A 25,081-nucleotide genomic window follows, 5' to 3' on the forward strand; every position below is an offset into this window, starting at 1 on the left:
CTGCGAGAAAGTATACTTGCCATTATCGAATGGTAAAAAGGGCAGCCAAGTGAATGGCTGCTTTTTTTTACTTCTGTGGTAAAGGTTCGACGTAAGCTTTAGTCCCCCAAAGAGGTACAGTTGAGAGGCTATGCTTGAAACTACCTTCGGTTTCTTTTGTTGTGTAAGACAAGTAGAGCAGAGTTTGGTTTTCCGCATCATAAATTCGTCTTACTTTCATCGTTTTGAAGAAGATACTTTTAGACTGCTTAAAGACCACCTCTCCCGATTTACTTTTATCAATCGCGGCAATCATCTCAGGTGTTATATCACCCGTTTGACGGCAAGAAATCGAACTATCACTAGGGTCTGAGAGGCTTAAGTTGGCTTCGATTGATGCAATATGACATGTCACACCTGAAATTTTATCGTCATCTAAAGATGACACTTTAATGTCCTTTAAAGTGAAGACTCCTAACGATATGTCACCAACTTCGTTATCAGAGCAACCCGCAACTAAGCTTGCAAAGCATAAGGCTAATAGAGTTTTTTTCATTTTTTAAGACCTTTGTCCGTAAGTGATAGCTGATTTTAGCACAATGAATTGTTAATTATTGAGATAGCGGGTGTTTTGAAAACGAATGTAGAGATAAGTTTGAAGAATTGACGTTTTTCACGCCGATTACTGTACTCGTGGCTACTTTTGGCGAGTAAATGGTCAATAGTTCATAATATAACTGGGTGAGGTTTCAATAAGAATTTATGCTCAAGAAATGCTGCTACTACTCAAGAAAACGCTAACGAGTCTTACAGATTACAATCGTATAATGCTTGTATTAAACGGAATCGGTGATTAAGCTCAGACAAGTATATTTCATATTGGCTATCAATAGATGACTCATCAGCACCCAAAAATTGCACAACTTAAAAATCAGTGGCTATACAAACAGGTAGAGGTTGAATTTCCGACTAAAGAGAGCTTAAAAGGAAAAGAGATCTACCAAGAATCACTGAAAGATAGAACGTATAACATTTGTGAACAACAGACTCTAAACGCAGAGCCTTCAGACGCATTTAAACTTGAAGATGTTTTTGTTGCTGATTTTCATAGATTGACAGTTATGTTTGCTTTAATGCAAGCCAAACGTTGGCACACTGAAAACGAACAGCAGATGATAGTCGAGTTCTTAACTCAAATTATCTACTCAGAGCCGTGCCAACTTTATCTTGGGTTCAGTGGCGGTGAGCCAACGGCTTGTGGCATTGTGACTTACGCGGATGATGAAATGCTGATATCTGATCTGTATGCAGAGAATGAGTCAAAACGTAACGCCTTTATCACCGCGTTGTTAGAAAAAGAGTCAGTACGAGAAAAACTGCACGAGAATAGTGATGTTTATCTTGAAATCTAATGCATATCCAAGCCCTTTATAACGAATGTGTTATCTTCTAGTTGATTGATTACAAACTACTCCCAGATAACCGTGAACCTTCTTCAAAAATTACAACTAATAGTATTTGCCCTGTTCTGTAGTGAAGCGTATGCAGAGCAGTGGCAAAGTAAAAATATATTAGTCATTCACTCTTACGCTCCTTCATATCAGTGGACCTCAGATTTTCAAGCGGGCATTGAAAGTGCATTAAAACTCTCTAATGCCAATGTAAAACTCTCAATCGAGTATTTGGACACCAAGCGTGTTGTTCACAAAAACTTCTATGATGAGTTTACCCAATACTTTACGGCAAAATACCAAAACTATCATTTTGATGCCGTACTCGTGACTGATGATAATGCGATAACGATGCTCAATGAATGGGAAGATAACCCATTGAGAGGTTTGCCAATTGTTGCGGGAGGGATTAACAACAAAAGCGCGACGCTAGACAATTTAACAGAGCAATCTCATATCATTTTTGAAAAAGACGAAATTGAGAAAACTCTCGCACTGATAGAGACTTTAAGACCAAAATTGAAAACGCTCTACTATGTATCGGACAGAAGCGCGACATCAGAGCTGATCCGAAAAGACGTGTTGGCTGAGCTTAAAGAATTAGGTACATACAGAGTTGAAGAAATTCGTGATCTGTCATTAGAAGATGCGGTGAATGTCGTTAGTAATATTTCTGTCGATGATGCGGTGCTTCTCACGCACTACAATACCGAAGTTGAACAAGGTACCTACCATCGATACAACTTCCTAGCGCACGAATTTGCAAAAAACAGCAATGCACCTGTTTTTGTGTTTTGGGAGTTTTACATTACAAACGGTGTTGTTGGCGGACATGTCCATCGTTCGACCCAAATAGGTATGCAAATGGTTTCTGCGCTCAATCGGTTCATTCCGCTAGAGCTCAGATCCGATTTGAAAGTAACAGCGTTAGACCGACCTGTCATCGATTACCAAGTATTAGATCGCTTCGGATTAAAGTCTCACTTGCTACCTGAGAATACGGTTTTTAAGAATCAGCCCAAAAGCTTCATCAAAGAAAACTGGCAAATTATCAGTGTTGGGCTTTCAATCTTTTTTTGTATGACCTTAATCATCATTACGCAAGCTATTGCGATCCGTCAGAAAAAAGAACTTAACAAACAAAGCAGGAAAATAGTGCGATTACAAAAGAAAACCATGCAAACTCAAAAAGATATGATTGTCGTACTAGGAGAGGCGATCGAAACTCGTTCTGGTGAAACGGGAAATCATGTTAAGCGAGTGGCGCAAATTTCCTCTTTGTTAGGAAGTCTATATGGGTTGTCTAACCGTGAGCTGGAACTAATTGAAATCGTCAGCCCAATGCATGATGTTGGGAAGATCGCGATACCGGAAGCGATATTAGATAAACCTGGAAAACTGAACGAACAGGAGTGGGAGATAATGCAAACGCATACCTCCCATGGTCACCGTTTGTTGAGTTCGAGCAAAGGCTATGTTTTTAAGCTTGCCGCAATGATTGCCCATCAACATCATGAGCGATGGGATGGTAATGGCTACCCGAATGGTTTATCTCAAACAGAGATCCACGTTTTTGCGCGAATTACTGCGGTCGCTGATGTGTTTGACGCTTTACTTAGTGTGAGATGTTACAAACAACCTTGGTCAATAAAAGATGTCATCGATCATTTCGATCGGGAAAGAGGCGCTCAGTTTGATCCTTATTTAGTCGACTTGTTACTTGAAAATTGGGCGCAATTTATAGAAATAAGAAATACCTACCCAGATAAAACAAATTGACCTTATGCATCATAAAATCTACTAAAGTGATACAAGACGATATTTTCAATATTTTCAGACATTAAAAAGTAGTTTTGTTAACTAGACACTTTCAGAAATGCAAAATTTATTTAATATTTAGGAAGGGAAAATAATTAGTAGAGGTTGTTCGAATGAATAAAACCCTATGCGTTATCTTCGATTGCGAAGGTACTCTTGTTGATAGTGAAATTTTGTGTTGTCGTGCGTTGTCTTCAGTATTTAATAGTTTTGGCGCTCAATTAACGGTAGAGCAAGCTATGCGGCACTTTGTTGGGGGCAAGCTAGCAGATATTTTAAGTGATACTCGAGAACGTTTGGGTTTGAACATATCTTTAGATGTATTAGAGCCACTTTATCGCACAACACTGAAGACGCTTTTTGAATCTGAGCTAAAACCAATGAACGGTGCAAAAAATTTGCTCGAATTCTTGGAGCAGAAAGAAATAGATTTTTGTGTCGTATCAAATGGTCCAAGAGATAAAATTGAGCACGCTCTCGAATTAACCGGCCTCTTGCCTTATTTTTCAGGAAAAGTTTATTCCGCATTCGATACAAATAGCTGGAAGCCGGAACCTGATTCAATATTGTACACGGCAATGAGCATGGGTTATCGCCCCGAAGAGTGTCTTTATGTTGATGATACTGCGAAAGGTTTAGAAGCTGGAGTCCGGGCTGGAATACGAACCATACAATTAGAAGGGATCAGCAAACAAACGTTTCCTGGTATTGTTGGTAAAATATCGAAATTAGGTCAGATAGAAGAATTAGTATAAAGCCCCTAACGGGGCTTTATTTATCAATGGGATAGCATCGATTGCGTAATCGTGATCGGGGCGATAGAAGCAGGATGTAGTGTTTCTGTTGCTACAATTTGCTGAACATCTTCAAATAACGAACCGCAACCAGCGCAAAGTAGTGAGCCTGAGTTAGAAATTAGAAATTCGTCGCAATTACAAAGTGGGCAGTGATCCACATTTTCAATAGGGCTTAGTTTATTATCTTTCACGTTATCTCCTGCAGCAAAGGAACTAGTTATTATTTTATATTTATAAATTTTATTAATTAGTTTAATTTTTGTTTCTAATTTGTAATGCGTATAGTGTAGTTCAATAAAAGGCGATATTGGTGAATAATTTGTACTGCTTAAGCTCACTCTGAGAGTGAACTCAAAAATCGCTTGTTATTTAGCTGATGCTATCACTAATAATGACGTGTTAAGTGAATTTTGTGCAAAATTTACTAACATTAAACACATTAATCAGTTACCGGTTCCAAATCTTGTTTCGTCTGGTTTTAAAAATATTATGAGTCGCCAATGAAAGAATCTTATTGTGTCGTGCTAACGACGACTAATTGTGAAGAAAACAAGCAAGCGCTTGTTAGCGGCATCTTATCTAATCAATTAGCTGCGTGTATACAGACGATGCCAATTGAAAGCCATTATATGTGGCAAGGCAAGGTCTGTAACGATATTGAGATATTGCTGGTTATAAAGACAACAACGGATTGCTATCAAGAGTTAGAGAACCTCATTGTTAAAATACACAATTATGAGGTTCCCCAAGTCGTTCAATTACCGTTTAGCGAAGGCTATAACCCTTATTTAGCATGGCTTGATGAAAATACTCGTCGTTGAACGCTGAGTAAAAATAGTGAAGAAATCGCACCAAGAGTATCCATTAGCATATCTTTCTGAGCATCCCAAATATCGCCTTGCGATCCTAAAAAGGCGATGCCTTCTTCACCGCCAGCTATCTCGGCGTACCACCATTCGATGATTTCGTAACCCGCAGCTAGGGACATAATAGCAAACAGTCCAAATAACATAGCGATTGCAGGCTTAACCGCATGTCTTTTTAATAAGTATTCAGCAATTGGATATGCATAAAACCCAATAGAAAAATGGGCGACGCGGTCAAAATGGTTTCGATCCTGTGAGCCTATTAGCTCGTTAAACCAATCAAACGGTACGTTTGCAAATGTGTATTTGGAGCCGATTGTGTGCATCACAATCCAGACAAACATTAATACATAAGAGGTCTTGGAAAAAGCAAAGCTTCTAGATACCCACCAAATAATACCTAATACGCCAACGACGGGAAGGATTTCTGCTACCCATACCGCCCGAGAAGTTGGCGAGATCGCCGCAAATACAAACACGATTGAATAGAGGGCTGACAACAACATCAGGGTCTTGGTGTTATTCTTGGTGTGCATAATTTCGTTCCTTCGTTAAAGATAGGCTAATCATACGCGACAATAAAACAGTGTGCAATTATAATTGTACGCTGTTTTATTGTTGTGCGTGATAATCAGGAAATATGCTGAATCAACCTAAATCCATATCTTAGCGGAAAACTGAGGGGTTCGTTCAAAAGACAATTCTAAGCTGGTCAATTTGTGTTGTATGTTTAAAAGTAAACTGAGTAAGCTAGACTAAACAGTAGTAACTATTTGATGAACTGAAAGATATGCCACAACAGTGCAACATTGCTTATGCTAATGAAATCGAGAATCCGCTTGTGTGGCCTATTTTAGAGGTACTTCGAAAGCAAGCTAAGGGCTGGAAAGTCCATACGTTAGCTAGTGAACTTATTGATTTGCATCTCATGCCTCAACTCGATAGTAGCCCCGAGAAAGACTTGTTTAAGCGCAATTTTTTACTGATGAACGCGCTTTATCAGCTACAAGAAACCCTATACCCAGATCACTATGTTCAAGTTGAATCAATGAACATTGCGTTGCTGAGCAACAGAAATAGCAATCTAGCGTTTGATATTGACTCTCAAGACCCACTGCGAGACTACTATACTGATTGGTCAAACTATGAAGCAGAGCATGGCGAGATCCGTCGCTTGCTCGATGAGTTTTGGACCCGTTACCGAGATTATGTTGGCAGTGATAAATTGCAAGTAGGGGACATTACGCGTTCCAAAGCCTTAAGAGTTTTTGAGTTGAATGAAGGCGCGAGCGACAATGAAGTTCGTAAACGCTGGAGAAAGCTCGCTTTAAAATGGCATCCCGATAGGGAAACTGGCAATAGTGATCATTTTAGATTGGTTTGTGAAGCGTGGAATGTCCTTCGAGCTTAACTCTACCTATTAGAGCATCACCGGATTAAAAAAAGCGCCCATGGGCGCTTTTTCACTAGTTTGATTTCTTGAACTGAGATTTTCTCATGCGGTTTAATGCCGCCATTACATCCAGTACGCGAGGTTTTGCTAAATCGCCTTGGCTTGGCATTGCGCCGTGCCAATCCCCCTCGAGCATTTGTGCAATGTCTTTTGGTGGATTGTTAGACCAACCCGGTAATTGAGCAAGTTGGAACCAAACCCAACCAATTGCATTCACTTCACAGCTAGATTCAAGTTGCTCTAACGCAGATAGATCAGCAAACTCTTTACCGAAACGCAGTGAGTCAGTGCCTTTTGCCGCAACGCGGAACTTACCTTCTGTTAGAATCGCTTGTAACGCCGCGCGGTTTAAACTGCGTGGTCTAAACGTAGCCAGCGGCGATTCACTTTCGTTTGAGCGTTGCGTCGGATGTTGAGCAATCACTTGCTGTGCTTTTTCTGTAACATCTACCGCTTGGTAGTCGTGCATCTGAATCACGGTATCCGCGACATCGAGGTAGTCACCAGAACCACCCATTACGACGATGGTGGAAATGCCCATTTCATCACGTAACTGACCGATTCGGTCAACTAATGGTGTGATAGGTTCATCTCCTTTACTTACAAGTGCCTGCATACGCTCATCACGGATCATAAAATTCGTCGCTGATGTATCTTCATCAATCAACAAGTTTTGAGCACCGCTTTCAATTGATTCTTGTAACCAAGCGGCTTGAGATGTTGAGCCTGAAGCATCTTGAGTTGAAAAATCGCCAGTGTCTTTGCCCATAGGCAGGTGGTTAATGTAATTCGACAAGTTTAGGTTGTGGACACATCGTCCATCTTCGGCGCGAATTTTCATACTATTGATGTTGGTTACAATACGTTCGCGACCATCACCAGGGATGTGGTTGTAGATAGAGCGTTCAATAGCCGTTAATAAAGTCGACTTACCATGAAAGCCACCACCAACGATCAAACTAATACCTTTTGGTAAGCCTAGACCTCTCAACTCACCTTGGTTTGGTGTGGTTAGTGTTACCGCAAGAGAGTCGGGTGCAATAAACGCAACAGCTTCTTTCATTGGTAGATCACAGTTACCAGCAAAACGAGGAAGAATCGAACCATCACCAATAAAGGCAACGAGATTACGATCTTCCAATTGGGCTCTCATTGCATCTTGGTCTTCAATGATTTGGCAATGATGTTCCAATGCTTCACGGTCAATCTCTCTTTCAATCGTTGCACGACGAATAAATTTAGGTAAATGGAACGTCAGGATGTTGATGGTCTTTTTACCTAGTACCGAACGCCCTTCAGCAGGAAGGTTCGCTCGAAAACGTAATTCAATACCTTCTTCAGTAAACACGACTGAGGTTGAATCCAGTACAGTTTGTCCTGAAAGCGCAATACTAATGTGAGTTTCTTGCTTAGCAAACTCTGCAAACTTACGTGCAATATAATCACGTGCGGCAATTTGATAAGCGGGTGATTGTTCTTTCAGCCATTCTAGCCCAGTAAGAGACCAAGGACGGATTGCGCGCAATCTCGAAGCCGACGCAAAAGGGTCGCCTTGCACGTAATCGACAAACAGTTTGTAGTCAGTAAAGTCGTAGCAGCCTTTAATTTGTTGATAGGCGCGATAATTCTGTTTTTCGATTTTTTTCAGAGTTGCGATCAATTGATCCATAGTGAACTCACAATTGGAAGGTAAATAAGGCGGCGATTATAAAAATCACACGCCTAGGAGTAAAGGATTAAGCTACTGAAAGGACTGATTTGCACTTTCTGGGTAGTGTTTATTGAGTAAACAGAGCTCAAACTCATCACAGGGCATCGGTTTTCCATAGTAAAAGCCCTGTCCATATTCACAGCCTTCGCTAATAATGAACTCTTCGTGTTTTTTGGTTTCAATACCCTCAACAGTGATGGTGAGGTTGAGTTTCTTGGCAATTTTGATAATCGACTGCACAATCGCCTTATCATGCTCATTACTGTCGAGTTGTTTGATAAAGCTTTTATCAACCTTGATCGCATCAAATGGGAATTTTTTCAAATAGTCGAAAGATGAGTAGCCAGTGCCAAAGTCGTCCAGTGACAGTGTAACTCCTAGGCGATGCAATGCTAGCAATGTGTTGTGGGCTACCTGTTCATCGGCGATGAGTGTACTTTCTGTTACTTCGAGTTCTAGATACTCTGCAGGTAATTGGTAAGCGGTTAGAAGATCTTCGATTTGTTCTGCAAAGTGGATGTTTTTGAGCTGAACCGCTGAAATGTTCACTGCAATTTTGAAGTCTTGTAGTTTGGCTGACCATTCAGAGGCTTTTGCGATTGCTGAACGTAAAACGAAATTGCCAACTTCGAAAATAAGTCCATTTTTTTCAGCCATCTTAATCAGCGCCTCGTTTGAAATATCACCTAAAACGGGGTGCCGCCATCGAAGAAGTGCTTCTGCCCCAGTCCATCGGTGGGTTTCAGGCGACACTTTAGGTTGGAAATAGAGTAGTAAATCGTCGTTACGAACGGCTTGAAGTAAGTAACTTTCTAGGTGATTAAGATCTTTTTGTACCAGTGAAATCGCTTTAGAGTAGTGGATGAGTTTGTGACCGGAATCTTTACATGAGCGCATTGCTTCTGAGGCATGTTGTAGTAATTGTGAGCCTGAGGAGGCGTCACCAGTACTGCTAATGCCTACATAGCTATGTAAATGAAGAGATTCACCTTCTACTTCAAATTCACTGTGGCTGACTTCAACCAGTTGTAAGCAAAATTGTTCAAGGTCTTCGCTTAAGTTATGTGACTCCATTAAAAACACCAACTCGGTTGAGGTGGGTCGGGCGGTGTGTAAATGATAACGCGAGAGATAACCTAACTTTTCTCTTAACTGGACTAAGATCGCTTCCCAAACAGCAAAGCCATATTTACTTTGAATTAGCTTGCCATTACTAAAGCCAATATGAATCGCTGATACATCGAATTTTTGATGGTCTTGCGCTATGGCGACAGCTCGAGAGGTTTCGAATTCCAGTGAATTTCGGTTGAGGAAGCCTGTTCCAAGATCGTGCCGTTGATGATAAAGCACTTTTTGCTCGGCAGCTCGTCGCTTATCTATCTCTTGATTAAGAGAAAAATTCAGGTCAACTAAGTCTTGAGTGCGCGTATTCACGCGAGATTGCAACTCAAAGTTAAGTAACTTCAACTGTTCGTTTTGATAGAGAGTTGCCAGTTGGGCCTCTACGGAATCTTTGTAGCTTTCAAGTAACTGCGTGGCGGTGTTCGAAATGTGGTGTGGTTTGGAATCGAGCGCGCAAATGGTACCGAATGGTTCGCCGTTTGGCCAATTAACCGGAAAACCACAATAGGAGATCATCCCTAACTCAATATCTGGATTATTACTCCAAGCAGGGTCTTCGAGTGAATTTGCGACCGTGAGTTGCTTTTGTTGGCTAATAACATACTCACAATACAATCCTTGCCCCAATAATTCGTTTGAACCGATTTGATAGGGATGATGGCAATTGTTATTACAAGAAAACACTTCAATTGAATGGCGATGGACACGCATTATCAATACCGCAGGTACGGGTATTAGCTCGGCGATTAAATTGACGATACGTTGCCAATTATCACTCATTGCTTGTGGAACCTTTAAATCACTAGTATTAATTTTAGACATTATAAATGTAGTCCTTTGTGGCTAAAGCCAAAAGAGAGCTGTCCATGCTCCTATTTACATAATAGACTGAATTTCCCTTGATTGATTGTATGTCACTCTAACAAAACCAGCCTCCGATAGTTGCAAGAGGCTGGTAGTAGTCACGTAATATCTCAAAATAAAGACAAGTGAAGGCTCTTTGTGAGCCTTGTGGTTTGAACCTTGTTAACTAAGAGATTTGATTAACTGATCAAGCTCTATGTCGGCATTGTAATCAATATTGTCAAAATCAAATCCGTTCAACTGCATGAACTCACGCTTTAAGCCTTCATAATCGCCAACAGTGGAAAAATTGTCAGCGTTCATCGTCGCTATTAATTGGCTCACTTTAAGTTGGGTATCAGGATCCAATTCAAGGTCGTCGACACGAATCAGTCGCTCACCATCCACAGGGACTTTTGTCACGCCATATAACTTGGTTGAGAACAGGCGTTGCATTTGTTCAATGCATCCCTCGTGGGTACCTTGTTCTTTCATAACACGATATAGCGCCATTAAATAAGGGGTCAACCCAGGGATGAATACGCTCGCTTTCGTGACTAGCGCTTTGCAAACACTGGCGTAAGCGCCGCCATTGAAATTAGCGAGTTTTAAGTTGAGTGAATGACTGGTTTGATGTAAATCGACTTTTGCACGACCTAACGTACCATCAAGGTAGATCGGGTGGGTTAGTTCAGGACCAATATACGAAAATGCGACAGTTTTGCAGCCTTTAGCTATTGATTCAGCATTAATGAGAGCGTCAATCCATGCCTCCCAGTCGTCGCCTCCCATCACTTTTAGCGTGCCTTCAATTTCATCGTCAGAGGCTGGTTCCAACACACTTTCTATCCATTGATCCTTTTCTAAGGAGATTGATGCACCGCTAACGGACTCCCCGATAGGTTTGATTGCTGAGCGCCATCGCTCACCGGTTTGATAGTTCGGGCGAACACCACTGGCAACACTATAAATAACAAGATCAACTTCACCTTCGAAATAGGTTTCGATTGCTTCAATCACATCTTGTTTGGTCTGAGCAGAGAAGGCGTCAGCCTGAATGTTGATCGCATGACGCCCTGCCAATTCAGCGTGTTTTTTAAAATAGAGGTCATTATAGAATCCAGCACTGCCAACCCCTTTTTCAGAAGGACCATGCTCAAATGAAACACCAATTGTATCGGCTTGTGCACCACCAAAAGTGAGCGCTATTCGAGCAGCCAAACCAAAACCAGAGGATGCACCAACAATGAGAACACGCTTAGGACCTTGCCTGATCTGGTCTGAATTTTTAACGTATTCAATTTGTTGAAGGATTGCATTTTCACAACCAAGTGGATGTGCACTCCGTGCAATCACGCCTGAAATTTCTGGTTTAATTATCATTGTTTACTCCAAAACCAACAGCTCAAAAACCTAAGTTAACGTAAAGCTTGGTAAATTTTATTGAGCTGTAGCAACTAGAGGTGATTTATTAACTGTGTAGAAACAAACTCTGCTATCCAAGTTTGTGCGTCTGGTTTTGGGTGCAAGCCGTCATTCATAATCCATTGAGGGTGATCACGCAAAATAGGTTCCAACATAAAGGGAAGTAGTGGAATTTGGTGTACTTTGGCTACTCTAGGGTATAAATCAGAGAAAGCTTGCGTATAGCGCTTACCATAATTGGGTAATACGTGTATTTGCATAAGTAATGGCGTGGCATTAGCCTCTTTAACCTGATTTATGATTAGTGTGAGGTTACTTTCAACCAAGTTTGGTGGGAAGCCCCGTAAGCCATCATTTGCCCCAAGCTCGATAAGTACAATATCAGGAGTGTGTTGTGTTAGTAGGTCAGGTAAACGAGCTAATCCATTGCCGGTGGTGTCTCCTGAAATACTGCCATTGACAACATTCATCGGCTTGCCTTTCTCTGCCATTACATTTGGCAATAAACTAGGCCAAGCTTTTTCAATAGGCATTTGATAGCCTGCACTTAAGCTATCACCGAGGACGAGTAATGTTGTTGCTCCGACAGGATTAATAACAATACAAGCAAGAAGTAAGGGAAGAAGTCGTAACATGCAAACATCCGTAATTAAGGCAACGTCTCTACATAAGACAGTTTCCACTAATCAAGAAAATTTAACAATCTTAAAAAACATCAATCTTGAGATTAATAAAGGAGAAAGTGTTGCGATAGTCGGAACTTCTGGTGCGGGAAAATCGACCTTAATGACGCTACTCGCTGGCTTAGATACGCCAAGCGAAGGCGAGGTAGAATTATTGGGCAATTCGTTGTCACAACTCGATGATGAAGCAAGAGCGGTGATACGAAGCGAGTCGGTTGGATTCGTGTTTCAAAGCTTTCTGCTTATTCCCAGCTTGTCTGCGTTAGACAATGTAACATTGCCCTGTTTGTTAAAAGGCGAGCCGGAAAATAAACAACGAGCGACAGAGTTATTAGAATCTGTTGGGTTAGGTCACCGAATTAACCATTCGCCAGCCCAGTTATCCGGAGGTGAGCAGCAGCGAGTTGCTTTAGCTCGCGCTTTTATGATCGAGCCTAAGATTCTATTTGCCGACGAACCAACCGGTAATTTAGACCAAAAAACCGCGGCTAAAGTGATTGAACAGCTGTTTGAACTCAACAAAAAATACGGCACAACACTTGTGTTAGTCACACATGATATGTCTCTGGCTGCAAAATGTGATCGCACATTGACGATTCAAGCAGGGCAATTGGAGGATCAATAATGGAACACTCTCCCCAGCCTAAATTGAATCGATACCTTTACAAGTGGAGTATTCGAGAAATTCGTCATGGTCAACTATGGCCCGTCTCTGTTGCGCTTACGTTGATCATTGCTTCGATATTCGCACTTACTGCACTGACAGAACGCATGGAGCAAGTGATTGTAAAGCAGGGAAAAGAAGCGCTGACCGCGGATAGTGTTTATTCATCTTCTAATCCAATCCCACCACAATTACTGGCTCAAGTTGAGCAACAGAAAATTGAGAGTTCAAGCTTAGTTCGTTTTGCAACGATGGCTTTTAGTGACTCATCAATGAAATTGATCACAGTAAAAGCTGTGCCAAGCAATTATCCGTTGCAAGGTGAATTGAAACTGAGCCAATTAGGGCGCCCTGAAAATAAGTTATCACCGTCGCAACTGTGGCTAGATGAAAGATTATTTAGCCAGTTAAATGTTGTTGAGGGTGACGTTGTCACTGTTGGTGATGCCGACTTTGTCGTATCAGGTCGAATAGTGGAAGAGCCCGGTCTGAGCTTTAATCCCTTTCAGCAAATGCCCTCAGCTTATATACATCAGTCTGATCTCGAAAAAACTGGTGCCATTCAGCTTGGAAGCCGAGTGCGGTATAACCTATACCTAAACGGCAAATCGCAACAGATTGAAGCGCTTAAGACGGGTATTGAGCTGACACCTAGCGATTCTTGGCGTGATCAAAATAGCGCAAGTCGCACTAACGAGATGTTTCAGCGCACGCAACAATATTTGTCATTGACCGTTGCGATAGTCGTTATCATGGCGGCGACTACCTTGGTTCTTACCTGCCAGCATTATGTTGCGACTCGGCAGAAAACCATCGCGATGCTGAAAAGCTTAGGCGCAAGAAAGAACTGGTTAGTCCGCTGGCTGAGTATTCAAGTGGCTATTTTGCTGTTGTGGGCTTCGGTAATCGGATCACTGCTTGGCGTTGGTTTAGAATTTTTATTACGTATACCCTTGGTAGATTTGTTGCCAACCCCATTGCCTGAGTACGGATTTATGCCGTTGTTGGTGGCCATTTCAACCAGTGTACTCATTACCATTCCGGCACTGGGTATCCCGTTTATCCACTTATTACGTATTAACGCCGTGAATGTAATGCAACCTCAAGTGACACCAGCGAATCGCTGGAGCTATGCATTGATTGCGGTTCCTGTGGTACCAATGTTGTTGGTTTACAGCGACAACTTGTTGGTATGGATGGTCATTGGCGGAATGATAGCGCTATTTGTGGTATTGGGCTTAGTGAGCATACTCGCAACACACTCACTGGCAAAGTTACCGCTCAATACTGAATTTAAATTGGCTTTGAGCCGCATCAACCGCTCACTGCTTGCAACAGGGGTTCAATTCGGTGCATTAGCATTATCTTTGATGCTGTTAGCCGTTATGTGGTTGGTACGTACGGATTTACTCTCTGATTGGCAGAGAACACTCCCAGAGGATGCGCCAAACGCATTTGCACTCAACATTGCACCTTACGAAAAAGAGGCATATTTAGCGGCGTTGGATGAGAGTGGTATTGAACGCTCATTTGCTTATCCCATAATACGAGGGCGTATCTCAACCATTAATGGTGAAGACGCCAAGGTGTATTCAAATGGAGGCAATGACAACGACTCTTTGAGAAGAGAGATTAATTTTACATTTTCTGACCAAGCACCTACGCATAATCAAATACTTCAAGGTGAGTGGCAACAAAAGGGCAGTGTTTCTGTTGAACAGCAAGTTGCTTCCGACCTAGGAATAGAACTTGGTGATAGGCTTAGCTTTGTCATCAACAGTCAGCAAGTTTTTGCCACTGTTGACTCAATACGAGAAGTTGAATGGCGAGATATGAAGCCAAACTTCTACTTTATCTTTTCACCCGATGTGTTGGCGCAAATACCGGCGACTTACTTGGTGAGTTTCCGTGTTGATGAACAAGATGATCCATTACTCAATGCCTTATCAAGGCAGCACCCAACGGTAAGCTTGATGGATATTCGCGTTATGGGCGCGAAAATCCAAGAGCTGGTGAAGCAAATCGTTTGGGCGGTGACCTTGCTTGCTGGATTAAGTGTTATTGCCGGGGCAATACTAATTTTTACATTGTTACGATTAAGCCTTGGACAAAGGCAAAGTGAGATACAACTTTATCGCACATTAGGCGCAAGTAAAAAACGCGTAATACGCACCATTTGGGCTGAGTATGGAGTGATGGCTCTGGTCGCGGGTTTAATCGCGATCATTGGCGCGGAGTTGGTCGTCGCTGCGATCATGAGTATCGGTTTTGATTTAGAACCAAGGCTGCACTATCCACTGTGGATCTTGTTGCCATTGCTTGCTTTTTGCACACTTGGTTTAGTTGTGAACAGCCTTATGAAACGGTTGTTAGTCCCTATAAATAAAGACTTTAACTGATATTGTGTACGTTAAAATAGTCAGTTACCCACAGAAGTTGTGGATAAAGTTAGGGATAACTTATCAAGGTGAATATGGCTCAAACGCGCTAAGCCAGTAAAAACCGCGTTTTGAGCAAAGTTATTATTCACACAGATAGCTTTTCCTTAATCTATTGAAAATGCGTCAAGCTTTTTTTCGTTTTTTTTGTGATAAAAAAAAGCACAAATCACCTTGCAAAAATTGTGATTTTCTTAATCGTACAAAGACATTAAAATGTCGCTAGAAATAATGAATTACTAACTCTAATGACCCAAGAAATAGATCAAACCTCGAAGCTTAAAGTGGCTGTTGTCGGTGGCGGGATCGCAGGCGCAACCGCTGCGCTTCACCTAGCAGAGATCGGTGTTCACGTTGATCTGATCGAGAAAAATAACAGCCTAGTAAGCGGTCCGCCAATTTGTCATTTGCATGCTGGTGGTAACCTATATCGAGAAATATCGGTTGAGCAGTGCATCAACTTACTCACACAGTCGATCGAATCTGTGCGGTTATACCCTCATACACTAAATCGTCGACCAACATTGATTGTTGTCCCTCATAGTGATGGGGGAGACCCATTGTCCCTTATTCCTCGTTTAGAGCAAATTCGAGCTGTGTATCAATCTTTAGTCGATGCTGATCAAGGAAATGAGGTGCTCGGTGCCCCAGAAGACTATTTTAAGCTCTACCACCGAGAACAACTTCAAGCATTGAAAGATAAGCAGCAAAACACTCATCCAGTTGATTATGATGATTGGTTGATTCCTTTTGCTCAACATGTTGATCTTGATAACATAAAGTATCCAGTTGTTGCGGTGAATGAGTTTGGTTGGAGTGTCTTTAGAATAGCCGCATCAGCAATGTTAGTGCTTGAGAAAATGCCAAACTGCAATCTAAAAACCAACACACGATTAAGTGCCATGAATTGGGATGGCAAACAATGGTCATTGCAATTGGATAATGAAGGGCTGATCACGCACCGAGATTATGACTATGTGATTAACGCTTGTGGTTTTGAAACTGGATTTGTTGATGATTTAGCCAATGCACCACGAAAACGAATGGTGGAATTCAAAGCCGCTTACGTTACTAAGTGGGGGCAAAATAAGCAATTATGGCCTGAAGTGATTTTCCATGGTCCGCGAGGAACGGAGAACGGTATGGCCCAATTAACGCCATACACCAATTCTGTGTTTCAACTTCACGGCATGACTCCTAACATCACTTTGTTTGATGGCGGACTTGTCAGTAACAATGAAGAGTCATCGCAGCCGCAATTGCCAACGCGTTTAAAAAACAAGATCATGGCTGGTTGGTCAGATTCCGTGCGTATTGAACGTAGCGAAAAAGCGATTGAGCACATGAGCCGCTTTGTTCCTAGCTATGAAAATGCCAAAGAATTTGGTACGCCGCTATACGGCGCGCAACAAATCCCCGGTCATGATGAAACACTACGCGCAGCCGATGTCTCTTTTGCCGCTCAACACTATGCTCGTATTGAGGTCGTAAAGGGATCTTCTGCCTTAGAAGCGGTACGTAAAATCAGTGCCAAATGGCAGTTGTCAGATCGCTTAACCAACTCAATTGAAGTCACACACCCCAATGCGGTGGCATTAATGCAAGAAGAGGTGGTTACGCGTGCCAAGCAACTGGCTAAAGAACGTGGTTATCCTCAAGAGTTAGCGGAAGTGTACGGCTATTAGATAAATAGCTTCCAAGCTATGAATTGAATAGAAAAAGCCAGCATTGCAGCTGGCTTTTTTGTATGCCGTATCACTCTAGCTTAAACAGAACCTTGGCAGTTTAATCGAGCCTCTTTACTGTTAAGTTGGCTTAATAACCGAAGTAATTTGCCCACATTGCCCAATCGCTTTGTAGCTCATCAAGTTGTCCTTTAACAAAACAGACAATCTGACCGGGCTTCGCTTGCGCCAAGCGTGGTAAGTCAACTCGAGAAACGCAACCAATTTTAGGATAACCACCAATAGTCTGACGATCATTAAGCAAAATTATCGGCTGTCCATCGGGGGGCAATTGAATCGCACCGAGCGCAATACCTTCGCTTTGCATCTCGATGTTTGGCATCTCAATTGGTGAAGCTTGAAGTCGATACCCCATGCGATTGATATTGGTACTGACTTTAAATTCTGTTTGATAGAACCAGTCGACAAGATGGCTAGGCAATAAGGCGCGCTGATAACTTTCTACTACTCTAAGAGTGACCGGCAGATCATAGTCTGGTTGAAAACGAAAGCTGAGTTGTTTCGGTTCAAAATAGTGTTGTTCTAAAAGGGGCTGGTATTCTAAGCCGTTACCTTCTATCAGCGGCATACCATTAGTTAAGCCGCCAAGATGATCTCGCTCGACACTCGCACAACTACCGAGTTGTGGTTCGACCTTAAACCCGCCTAACACCGCTAGATAGCTACGCAGACCATTTTGAGCTAGTGAAAACTTAATAACCTGACCTGCTTCAGCCACGAATGATGACCAATTGCTAATGGGTTGTCCATCGAGCGTCGCTCTTAAATCTCCGCCACACACAGCAAAGGCACTTTTTGCGCCTACTTTGAATTCTGCTTGCCCGAGAGTGATTTCAATGCAGGGTAAGTTTGCGTGGTTACCCAGTAGGAAGTTAGCCCAACTGTAAGCGTACTCATCTAAAGGTCCACCTTGGGTAATCCCGTATTGCGCTAGACCAAAACGACCTAAGTCTTGAATTAGGCTTAAGGGACCTGGTTTGATCACTTGTAATATTGAACTACTCATGAAAATTCCCCCTCAACTGTGCCACCCAAGCGTAAGAATGTCTCTTTATCAATCGGGTAGAATTTTATTTTGCTACCAATTTTGAAAGGGATCATTGGCTCAGTATTGGGTTGGTAGAGTTCGGAAGGGCAATTACCAATGATGTTCCAACCACCCGGCGAAGCATTGGGATAGATTGCCGTACAGTCTTCCGCTATGGCCACGCTACCTTTTGGTACATTAAGCCGTGGTGTTGATAGCCTAGGAAGCTGCAGTCGTTTATCAACATCCTTCATAAATGCAAACCCCGGTGCAAACCCAATAGCTACGACGGTATAAACAGGGTGACAGTGAAGTTCAATCAATTGTGCTAACTCAATCCCCTGATTTTGATAGTTTGAAATATCAGGTGCAACGTCAGGGTGATAATAAACCGGCAACTCGAGTAAATCAGATTGTATCGATGCAATACTGTTCTCATCGATATTGGTTATGATTTGCTCTATTCGTGAGGTCAGCTTGTTAAATTCAATACGGTGAGGAAGGTAGTCGACCAATATGGAATCCACCGAAGGGGTGATATTCATTATGTAGTGACTTAGTTGAGTGTACATTTGCTCAGTAGCGATGCCGATTAAAGAGCGTAACGTATCTTGTGGCAGACTCGCGCTAAATCTGACTAGCAATGCGCATTCTGATACTGGAGAAATCGTAATTTGTTGGTCCATTATCACCTCAAAATATAGCCCGTAAATCTTCTAGAATCTTCAAAGCTTGAGGGTTGTCCCCATGCACACAGATGGTGTCAGCCTCAATTTCAATCACTTCACCGTCAAGCGTCATCAATTTGCCATACTGAAGTATCTGTTCAACTTGGTTAATCACAGCTTCAGAATCGGTTAAGACGGCACCATTTTGACTTCTCGATGCTAACATTCCATTACTCATATAAGCGCGATCGGCAAAGGCTTCGAACAATAGGGGAACTTCATAGCGATCGGCGATATCCAGAAAAGGTTGATTATCTGGGTGAGCCAGCATCATTAAAGGGATAGAAAAACAAGCCGCGGCATCCACTACAGATTCAAAGATAGAGTGGTCTTGCAGCATGTCGTTATACAGCGCACCGTGGGGCTTGATGTAATGTAGTTCGGTATTGAAGCTGGCACACATTGCTTTTAATGCACCAACTTGATAAATCAAGCTATAAGTTAATTCATCACTATCCATAGCAATGGTACGACGACCAAAACCAAGTCGGTCTGGGTAACTCGGATGAGCCCCAATTTTTACATCGTATTGAATGGCTAACTTAATGGTGTTCGCCATAGTTTTGGGATCAGAAGCATGAAAACCACAAGCCACGTTTGCCATATCGATCAGCGGCATCACTTGGGAATCATTTCCCATCACCCACTGCCCATAGCTTTCACCCATATCACAATTTAACGTGATTACTTGTTTACTCATCAATAAATCCTTTGCTTAAACGTACACGAGCCGCATATTGGAAACGATAGCAACATAAGTACTTGATAGCAAAACCATTACCCCAATACCATTAATGGTATTCCAACAATCTGATTAGCCCAAGTTACGACCCAATTTTTGCGTAGCAGCGCTATATACACTACTTAACTTTAGAAGCTAGGTCTGTGATTACCTTACCGCTTTAATTAATGCACTCATGCGCTCTTAAAGTGCATTCAGCTTCATTTAGTGGCAATGTTTGGTAGCACTATCAACGTGTATTGGTTTAGTGGCAAAAGTGAGTTGTTAATCTCGGGTGTATAGAGTTAAGTCGTATGAGTAAACAATTATTTCAAAGTGGATTCTGGTCAGTTTCTCTTCGTGTAAAGGTACTCATTCCAGTCCTTCTCGTTGTCGTAACACTGTTTGTTTCGGGGCAGTACTTTTCAATCGAACAGTCGGTTAATATGCAAAGACAGCAGCAAGTTGAGCATTTAAAGACGGTTGGCAATAAACTAGCTCACGCTTATCTTATGGTGGATCTCGATCCGAAAGCATTAAACCTTGGGTTAGACCTCCTTCCTGAAGTTATCAACCTAGCCATCTATTCGCCTGATGCACAATTACGCGTTTCTCTTAAGGGCATGAAAATAAAGTTGCATGAGGAACAACTGCACCAGTTGGTTCAAGCTCCTTTTTGGCAAACAGATAATGAGCTTATCGTAACAACGGCGATCTTAGAGCAACATCACGATGCGGTACTCGTGATTAGAGCGGCTAAACCAAGCCTATCGCCACTAATTCAGCAAGCAATCTACCAATCGATACTGTTTGTTGCTTCGTTTTTGATTGTTTGGGTCGTATTTTGCCTCACCTTAAACCGCTTAATGTTGAAACCTATTTCACAATTGTCGACCGTGATGCAACAAGTGACCAATCGACACCAGCGCAATATGTTAAAGGCAAGCACGGAGCGAGATGAAATTGGGGAACTGTTTAACTCTTTTAATCAGATGATTGAACGTCAGGACGCTAAAGAAGCGCATTTGATGTACGCGCTAAGAAAACTCGATGCGGAAAAAAGCTTTGCAGATCAAGTGCTCGACACGGTGCGTTTCGCCACTTTAGTGGTCGATAACGAAGGAAAAATCGTCCACAACAACAAACCAGCAGAAGATCTATTGAACACCCAACCTGATGAGTTGCTCAGTGCCAATATCGCAACCGTCACCAAGGGTGAATTAACAATTGAGACCATTTTACAGTCACTAACGTCAGCGAAAAGCATCACATTTGATTCTACGCAGATACTTAATATCCGTAGTAGCAAACTGCCGGAATTGAGCCGCTACTTAGTCTGCATTGAGAACATTACCGCAATTGAACACTCAATTGAGCGTGATCGTGTCGCAAGTTCAGTCTTTGAAAACAATTTAGAAGCGATGATGATTGTTGACTCGAATAACCGTATTTCAATGGTTAATCAGGCAATGACAACACTATTGGATTTAGAGAAGGACAAATGCATCGGCACCCCCTCAAAACAAGTTTTTATGGGGCAACAGTTGAATGAAATGTCGTCTAATATTGAGTTATCTGTGGTTCGGTATGGGTTCTGGCAGGGGGAAATAACCCACGTCTCCCGGGACGGGCGAGCGATTCCATTGTTTACTAAGGTAAGTCGGATTGCTCGCTCTCGAGATAGCGACAAAGTTAACTATTTCTATACGTTCACTGATTTATCAAATATCAAAGAGATGGAGCGGCTAAACCACCTTGCACACCATGATGCTCTAACAGGGTTAGCTAATCGCATGAAGCTGTCTTGCGTAATAGCAAACGCTTTAGCGGAACCCAATAGTATTCGCGAAGGTATGGCTATTCTCTACATCGATCTTGATGGGTTTAAACTGATCAATGATAGTCACGGTCACGATGCAGGTGACTTTGTTTTACAGCAAGTTGCGACGCGTATGTTAACGCTGGTGAAAGAGCATGATTGTGTCGCGCGCTTAGCTGGTGATGAATTTGTGATTATGCTTCGGCAGATCAGTCAACAAGGCGTTGATAGCTTTGCACTCCGGCTAACCGAAACAATTGGTCTGCCAATGAGCTATTTGGGTCATTCAATGTCTGTGGGTGTCAGTATTGGTGTTCATTATTTAACAGAGCGAGAGACAGATTTAGAACAGTTGTTAAAGCAGGCTGATAGTGCGATGTATGCCGCTAAGAAAGGGAAAAAACACAGAGTCTAAAAATAGGGCGCATTGATTGCGCCCTATAAAGTTTAGTTTAATACTTTGGTTACTACTATACGTACATAGGCACCAGTACCAGTGTGCCGATGATGACCGTTATCAAACCACCAATCACAGGAACTGAAGTACGTTTAACAACTTCGAATGGGCTGATTTTGCCCATACCTGATGTTGCAACGACAACACCTGAAACGGGTGAAATTGTACGACCTAGGTTTGAAGCTTGAAGCATTGGGATAATCAAGAACGCTGGGTTTAGCCCCATCTTCGCTGCTAGCGCAGGCGCTAGTTCAACGAAAGCGTAGAAAGGAGCGTTACCTGAGCCCGTTGCAATAGCAGCAGCTACCGTTAAGCCAGTCAGGATCAACATCAATGCAATGCCACCAGCTCCTGCGGTTTCAGCTAGGTGAAGTAGGTTATCAATCGCACCGATAGACATCAAACCTTGAGCAAACACACCAGCAGCAACCAATAGCATTACCACACCTTTGAATGCATCCGCCATACCTTCATAGCAAGACTCAAGATCTTCCAGCGTTGCTTTGCCATCAAAACGTTTGCTGGCATAGTCAACTAGTGCTGCTGTAAAAATGGATAGTACAACGATGGTATAGATATCAAGTTCTAAGCCTGGCAATGTACGACCGTTGAATAGGAATACGCCAATAATTGGAAGAAACGGTAGAACTGAATAATAAGCGGGAGCTTTCACTTCAATCTCAGATACATCAATACGCACCATTGGTGTATTTTCTTTTTTATCTAAGTACTTATTCCAGAAGTATGCTGCAACCGACATGACAGCAATAGCTGCGATTGAAACCGGAAGAACGGTTTGAACCGCGAAGACATCCAATGCCATTCCAGACTTCTCAGCGGCGATAACAACGTCGCCTGAAGTTGGCGCCAGAATAATGGCAGCAGGGGAAGCACAGACAGCAACCGCAGCAGGACGAGAAATACCCATGGCTGTCATCATTGGGAACAATGTCGCCATCAAAAGAACACCAAGTCCCGTTGCTGAACTTACGGCTAACGACATTAGGCAGGCAACGATATACGCTGCGACGAGTAGCGCGTATGGTGATTTGATAACCGAAAGTGGCTTCGAGAATTGTTTAACCACAACATTGTTTGCGCCAATATGAGTCATATAAGCGGCAAAACCACATAAAAGCATAATTTGCATGCCTAAACCGCCACCACGGTTTTGTAGCATGAATTTCACATACTCAAGCGAGTCTGTAAGCATGTTGCCCGTTGATGCAATCTTGCTTGGAAGAATGGTATGACCAAGGGCACCGGTTAGGATAAGTAATAGAATACCCGCGGATAGAAGGACGCCGGCAGGTTTGTATCCCTTGACAATAAAATAGCCCACTGCAATGGTGACCACTAATCCAATTAGAAGCTCCAGCATAAATAACCTCTGTAGATAAATAAAAAAATGACAAACTGTGTCAAAGTGTGAAGGAGAATCTACCGAAAAATGTTTTGTAGCACGAGCAGAAGATGTGCTCCTCATGATCTAAAACAATAAAGTTAATTATTTTTATTAAATAGTGGTTTGCGCCATATCTAACAACTGAATTAGATGATAGTCAGTTTATTGAACGCTTACTGTTGTGGAGAGTAGTAATTTCAACCATTTCTAGTGGCTTTGGTATTGCTAAGTAGTAGCCTTGGAATAAGTCTACGTCGAGAGCCAACATGGCTTGGTATTGTTGCTCTGTTTCAATGCCTTCAACGACAACCTTTGCGCCAATTTTACGTGCTAGAACAATACCATTGAGCAGCGCTTTACACCGTCCTTCCATATATTCGAGCAACAGAGAACGGTCAATTTTAATAACATTTGGTTTAAGCAGTTCAACCCGTTTGCTATTCGACGCCTGCATACCATAGTCGTCTATCGCTATTTGGAATCCACGGGTTGAAAGCCGATGCATCGCTTTTTGCAAACACTGTTCATTACGAGCATCAAGTTCAACCACTTCCATAACTAACTGCGTAGCGCTTAAATTTAATTGGTTTAACCGTTTTGATAGCAAATTAATTCTCATGTCCTCAAAAGCATAAAACTCACCAGAGGATGGAAGAACATTAAGGAAGAGGTGTAGGTCACGATAAGGTGAGCGAGAAAAATTGCGAATATGTATAACACGGCTTAGTCGTTCTACATTAATTTTATCTGACAAACTAACCAAGTCGGAACCAAAAAAAAGATCAGGGCGAATAATTTGATTGTCATCGGTAGAAATGCGAACGAGTGCTTCTAAACCTATCGCTTGACTGTATCGGTCAAAAATCGGTTGGTAGACACTGGTCAAACAAAGCTCTTTGTACTTAGCAACATGCTGTTTGTCGTCGGTTAAGAAGACACATTGTTGTAGTTGGTCATGACTAGACAAGAGCATTTCTATGTGAGCCTTAGAGTGATAATAACTCGTAACGTTACGCTAATAATTGCATGGTCATAATATTGGCGATGACATTTTTTTGTCAACGAAGAAAGTGATGAAAACTGATTTAAAACATGAAAGTTGTCAATAAAATGAGTGTCAGTTCTAAACTTAATGGCCAGTTTTTTTGCATAACAGACGTGTATCGTTTGCGTCGTTCTCACTTGTCATTAAGTTAAAATGAGAACCGTTGACGATTAGCTCAATTGAACGACGGAATAAAGTTGAACGTATTTCCGAACCAGTTGCTGATCGGATGCTCTTTTCAGTGGATGAGTGACTTTTGTGTAATAGGGTGAAATAGCGAAGCGTTGCTCTAAAGTAAGAGAAAGTTGCGATTCGCTCTCAAATAAACTAACGCCTTGCGAGCGATAGGTTTCAATATCATCGGGTAAAAAACCACTCCACCAATGAATCAACTCTCGGCTTTGTTTGCTACGAGTAATCCAATGATCTGACAGCAACAATAGCAGGTCATTGGGTTGAATTGCATAATCGTATTCGGCTTGCCAATTTTGAATGGTCTTAAAAACTTTATTACGACAAGTACTGCCAGCACTCACCAGATGCGAGGTAAGAATCCATACGGTACCGGCATCTGAAGAGACACGAAAATGGCTGGCTTGTTCGGCAGCAGGGTAGCTTTCTATCGGCGCGTAAACACAGTCATGCCCGAACTCGGTTAAGGTACGAGCTAAGCGTCGGGAAAATGCAAGAGAAAGGTGGTGTTCGCTCATGCCCCTATTGTGAATAGTCGGGTAGTGTTTTTCACACAAAGCCATACAATCAGCTTGGAACTCATTGACGCTCTGAATGAGCACATCCATTAGCAAAACCTTTCTCCTATAACGCGCACTAATTAATTGCGGTTAGCAGGTTAACATGCGCAATGTTAAATTCGTTGCACAAAA

At 42.2% G+C, this 25,081-nt stretch carries 22 protein-coding genes; 9 read left to right on the plus strand and 13 right to left on the minus strand.

The window, feature by feature from the left end; translation table 11 throughout:
- Nucleotides 1-67 precede the first annotated feature (67 nt).
- Complete coding sequence (locus H2O73_RS12845; protein WP_182109258.1) at nucleotides 68-535, minus strand: CreA family protein; 468 nt, start codon at nucleotides 533-535, stop codon at nucleotides 68-70.
- Between the two features lie 337 nt (nucleotides 536-872).
- Here H2O73_RS12845 and H2O73_RS12850 point away from each other — a divergent pair, with 337 nt between their 5' ends.
- From H2O73_RS12850 to H2O73_RS12860, 3 genes are all read left to right on the plus strand, one after another.
- Complete coding sequence (locus tag H2O73_RS12850) at nucleotides 873-1,391, plus strand: flavodoxin (protein ID WP_182109259.1); 519 nt, start codon at nucleotides 873-875, stop codon at nucleotides 1,389-1,391.
- Between the two features lie 72 nt (nucleotides 1,392-1,463).
- Nucleotides 1,464-3,209 carry an HD domain-containing phosphohydrolase gene (locus H2O73_RS12855; protein ID WP_368737163.1) on the plus strand — a complete coding sequence of 582 codons (1,746 nt, stop codon included), beginning with the start codon at nucleotides 1,464-1,466 and terminating at the stop codon, nucleotides 3,207-3,209.
- Nucleotides 3,210-3,361: 152 nt separating this feature from the next.
- The gene (locus tag H2O73_RS12860) at nucleotides 3,362-4,003 is read left to right on the plus strand and encodes an HAD-IA family hydrolase (protein WP_182109260.1); all 642 of its coding nucleotides are present in this window, start codon (nucleotides 3,362-3,364) and stop codon (nucleotides 4,001-4,003) included.
- Nucleotides 4,004-4,026: 23 nt separating this feature from the next.
- Here H2O73_RS12860 and H2O73_RS12865 read toward each other — a convergent pair whose 3' ends face one another.
- On the minus strand, nucleotides 4,027-4,236 hold the full coding sequence (locus H2O73_RS12865; RefSeq protein WP_220457582.1) for a hypothetical protein: 210 nt from the start codon (nucleotides 4,234-4,236) through the stop codon (nucleotides 4,027-4,029).
- A gap of 309 nt (nucleotides 4,237-4,545) precedes the next feature.
- Between H2O73_RS12865 and cutA the strand changes: the two genes are divergently transcribed.
- Nucleotides 4,546-4,866 (plus strand): divalent-cation tolerance protein CutA, encoded by a 321-nt coding sequence (gene cutA, locus H2O73_RS12870; protein WP_182109261.1) that lies wholly within the window; start codon nucleotides 4,546-4,548, stop codon nucleotides 4,864-4,866.
- On the opposite strand, the gene H2O73_RS12875 is transcribed toward cutA, so the two are convergent.
- Nucleotides 4,830-5,447 carry a DUF2238 domain-containing protein gene (locus tag H2O73_RS12875; protein ID WP_182109262.1) on the minus strand — a complete coding sequence of 206 codons (618 nt, stop codon included), beginning with the start codon at nucleotides 5,445-5,447 and terminating at the stop codon, nucleotides 4,830-4,832. The two genes, cutA and H2O73_RS12875, sit on opposite strands and share 37 nt — an antisense overlap.
- A 254-nt stretch (nucleotides 5,448-5,701) precedes the next feature.
- Here H2O73_RS12875 and H2O73_RS12880 point away from each other — a divergent pair, with 254 nt between their 5' ends.
- A complete protein-coding gene (locus H2O73_RS12880; protein WP_182109263.1) occupies nucleotides 5,702-6,322 on the plus strand; it encodes a DNA-J related domain-containing protein in 621 nt (206 codons plus the stop codon).
- A gap of 55 nt (nucleotides 6,323-6,377) precedes the next feature.
- On the opposite strand, the gene H2O73_RS12885 is transcribed toward H2O73_RS12880, so the two are convergent.
- From H2O73_RS12885 to H2O73_RS12900, 4 genes are all read right to left on the minus strand, one after another.
- On the minus strand, nucleotides 6,378-8,033 hold the full coding sequence (locus tag H2O73_RS12885) for an ABC-ATPase domain-containing protein (protein WP_182109264.1): 1,656 nt from the start codon (nucleotides 8,031-8,033) through the stop codon (nucleotides 6,378-6,380).
- Nucleotides 8,034-8,105: 72 nt separating this feature from the next.
- The gene (locus tag H2O73_RS12890; protein WP_182109265.1) at nucleotides 8,106-10,019 is read right to left on the minus strand and encodes a sensor domain-containing phosphodiesterase; all 1,914 of its coding nucleotides are present in this window, start codon (nucleotides 10,017-10,019) and stop codon (nucleotides 8,106-8,108) included.
- 204 nt (nucleotides 10,020-10,223) lie between these two features.
- Complete coding sequence (fabV, locus tag H2O73_RS12895; protein ID WP_182109266.1) at nucleotides 10,224-11,423, minus strand: enoyl-ACP reductase FabV; 1,200 nt, start codon at nucleotides 11,421-11,423, stop codon at nucleotides 10,224-10,226.
- A 74-nt stretch (nucleotides 11,424-11,497) separates the two neighbouring features.
- Entirely contained in the window at nucleotides 11,498-12,100 is a 603-nt protein-coding gene (locus tag H2O73_RS12900; protein WP_182109267.1) for a GDSL-type esterase/lipase family protein, read from the minus strand.
- Between H2O73_RS12900 and H2O73_RS12905 the strand changes: the two genes are divergently transcribed.
- The 3 genes from H2O73_RS12905 (at nucleotide 12,099) to H2O73_RS12915 (ending at nucleotide 16,935) form a co-directional block, all read left to right on the plus strand.
- Nucleotides 12,099-12,773, plus strand: coding sequence for an ABC transporter ATP-binding protein (locus H2O73_RS12905; RefSeq protein ID WP_182109268.1), 675 nt, complete (start codon nucleotides 12,099-12,101; stop codon nucleotides 12,771-12,773). The genes H2O73_RS12900 and H2O73_RS12905 overlap by 2 nt on opposite strands.
- Nucleotides 12,773-15,211 carry an ABC transporter permease gene (locus H2O73_RS12910; RefSeq protein WP_182109269.1) on the plus strand — a complete coding sequence of 813 codons (2,439 nt, stop codon included), beginning with the start codon at nucleotides 12,773-12,775 and terminating at the stop codon, nucleotides 15,209-15,211. The genes H2O73_RS12905 and H2O73_RS12910 overlap by 1 nt, the downstream gene beginning before the upstream one ends.
- Before the next feature lie 287 nt (nucleotides 15,212-15,498).
- A complete protein-coding gene (locus H2O73_RS12915; RefSeq protein ID WP_182109270.1) occupies nucleotides 15,499-16,935 on the plus strand; it encodes an FAD-dependent oxidoreductase in 1,437 nt (478 codons plus the stop codon).
- A 130-nt stretch (nucleotides 16,936-17,065) separates the two neighbouring features.
- On the opposite strand, the gene H2O73_RS12920 is transcribed toward H2O73_RS12915, so the two are convergent.
- Genes H2O73_RS12920 through H2O73_RS12930 form a run of 3 tightly spaced genes read right to left on the minus strand, consistent with a single transcriptional unit; the run spans nucleotide 17,066 to nucleotide 19,450 of the window.
- On the minus strand, nucleotides 17,066-18,001 hold the full coding sequence (locus H2O73_RS12920) for a 5-oxoprolinase subunit C family protein (RefSeq protein ID WP_182109271.1): 936 nt from the start codon (nucleotides 17,999-18,001) through the stop codon (nucleotides 17,066-17,068).
- Nucleotides 17,998-18,708, minus strand: a complete 711-nt coding sequence (locus H2O73_RS12925) for a 5-oxoprolinase subunit B family protein (protein WP_182109272.1) — start codon at nucleotides 18,706-18,708, stop codon at nucleotides 17,998-18,000. Before H2O73_RS12925 ends, H2O73_RS12920 begins: the two co-directional genes overlap by 4 nt.
- 7 nt (nucleotides 18,709-18,715) lie before the next feature.
- Complete coding sequence (locus H2O73_RS12930; protein WP_182109273.1) at nucleotides 18,716-19,450, minus strand: 5-oxoprolinase subunit PxpA; 735 nt, start codon at nucleotides 19,448-19,450, stop codon at nucleotides 18,716-18,718.
- 335 nt (nucleotides 19,451-19,785) lie between these two features.
- On the opposite strand from H2O73_RS12930, the gene H2O73_RS12935 reads away from it, so the two are divergent.
- A complete protein-coding gene (locus H2O73_RS12935; protein ID WP_182109274.1) occupies nucleotides 19,786-21,705 on the plus strand; it encodes a diguanylate cyclase domain-containing protein in 1,920 nt (639 codons plus the stop codon).
- A 55-nt stretch (nucleotides 21,706-21,760) separates the two neighbouring features.
- On the opposite strand, the gene dcuC is transcribed toward H2O73_RS12935, so the two are convergent.
- From dcuC to H2O73_RS12950, 3 genes are all read right to left on the minus strand, one after another.
- The gene (gene dcuC, locus H2O73_RS12940) at nucleotides 21,761-23,128 is read right to left on the minus strand and encodes an anaerobic C4-dicarboxylate transporter DcuC (protein WP_182109275.1); all 1,368 of its coding nucleotides are present in this window, start codon (nucleotides 23,126-23,128) and stop codon (nucleotides 21,761-21,763) included.
- Between the two features lie 181 nt (nucleotides 23,129-23,309).
- The gene (locus H2O73_RS12945) at nucleotides 23,310-24,125 is read right to left on the minus strand and encodes an EAL domain-containing protein (RefSeq protein ID WP_182109276.1); all 816 of its coding nucleotides are present in this window, start codon (nucleotides 24,123-24,125) and stop codon (nucleotides 23,310-23,312) included.
- A gap of 242 nt (nucleotides 24,126-24,367) precedes the next feature.
- Nucleotides 24,368-25,003: a hypothetical protein gene (locus H2O73_RS12950; protein ID WP_182109277.1), complete on the minus strand. Its 636-nt coding sequence runs from the start codon at nucleotides 25,001-25,003 to the stop codon at nucleotides 24,368-24,370.
- Between the last annotated feature and the right edge of the window lie 78 nt (nucleotides 25,004-25,081).

It is taken from the genome of Vibrio marinisediminis, from assembly GCF_014050145.1.
Lineage (GTDB): Bacteria > Pseudomonadota > Gammaproteobacteria > Enterobacterales > Vibrionaceae > Vibrio > Vibrio marinisediminis.

Coding starts and splice junctions, on each gene's coding strand:
- H2O73_RS12845 (WP_182109258.1), bottom strand. CDS start 535: ATGAAAAAAACTCTATTAGCCTTATGCTTTGCAAGCTTAGTTGCGGGT.
- H2O73_RS12850 (WP_182109259.1), top strand. CDS start 873: ATGACTCATCAGCACCCAAAAATTGCACAACTTAAAAATCAGTGGCTA.
- H2O73_RS12860 (WP_182109260.1), top strand. CDS start 3,362: ATGAATAAAACCCTATGCGTTATCTTCGATTGCGAAGGTACTCTTGTT.
- cutA (WP_182109261.1), top strand. CDS start 4,546: ATGAAAGAATCTTATTGTGTCGTGCTAACGACGACTAATTGTGAAGAA.
- H2O73_RS12875 (WP_182109262.1), bottom strand. CDS start 5,447: ATGCACACCAAGAATAACACCAAGACCCTGATGTTGTTGTCAGCCCTC.
- H2O73_RS12880 (WP_182109263.1), top strand. CDS start 5,702: ATGCCACAACAGTGCAACATTGCTTATGCTAATGAAATCGAGAATCCG.
- H2O73_RS12885 (WP_182109264.1), bottom strand. CDS start 8,033: ATGGATCAATTGATCGCAACTCTGAAAAAAATCGAAAAACAGAATTAT.
- H2O73_RS12890 (WP_182109265.1), bottom strand. CDS start 10,019: ATGTCTAAAATTAATACTAGTGATTTAAAGGTTCCACAAGCAATGAGT.
- fabV (WP_182109266.1), bottom strand. CDS start 11,423: ATGATAATTAAACCAGAAATTTCAGGCGTGATTGCACGGAGTGCACAT.
- H2O73_RS12905 (WP_182109268.1), top strand. CDS start 12,099: ATGCAAACATCCGTAATTAAGGCAACGTCTCTACATAAGACAGTTTCC.
- H2O73_RS12900 (WP_182109267.1), bottom strand. CDS start 12,100: ATGTTACGACTTCTTCCCTTACTTCTTGCTTGTATTGTTATTAATCCT.
- H2O73_RS12910 (WP_182109269.1), top strand. CDS start 12,773: ATGGAACACTCTCCCCAGCCTAAATTGAATCGATACCTTTACAAGTGG.
- H2O73_RS12915 (WP_182109270.1), top strand. CDS start 15,499: ATGACCCAAGAAATAGATCAAACCTCGAAGCTTAAAGTGGCTGTTGTC.
- H2O73_RS12920 (WP_182109271.1), bottom strand. CDS start 18,001: ATGAGTAGTTCAATATTACAAGTGATCAAACCAGGTCCCTTAAGCCTA.
- H2O73_RS12925 (WP_182109272.1), bottom strand. CDS start 18,708: ATGGACCAACAAATTACGATTTCTCCAGTATCAGAATGCGCATTGCTA.
- H2O73_RS12930 (WP_182109273.1), bottom strand. CDS start 19,450: ATGAGTAAACAAGTAATCACGTTAAATTGTGATATGGGTGAAAGCTAT.
- H2O73_RS12935 (WP_182109274.1), top strand. CDS start 19,786: ATGAGTAAACAATTATTTCAAAGTGGATTCTGGTCAGTTTCTCTTCGT.
- dcuC (WP_182109275.1), bottom strand. CDS start 23,128: ATGCTGGAGCTTCTAATTGGATTAGTGGTCACCATTGCAGTGGGCTAT.
- H2O73_RS12945 (WP_182109276.1), bottom strand. CDS start 24,125: ATGCTCTTGTCTAGTCATGACCAACTACAACAATGTGTCTTCTTAACC.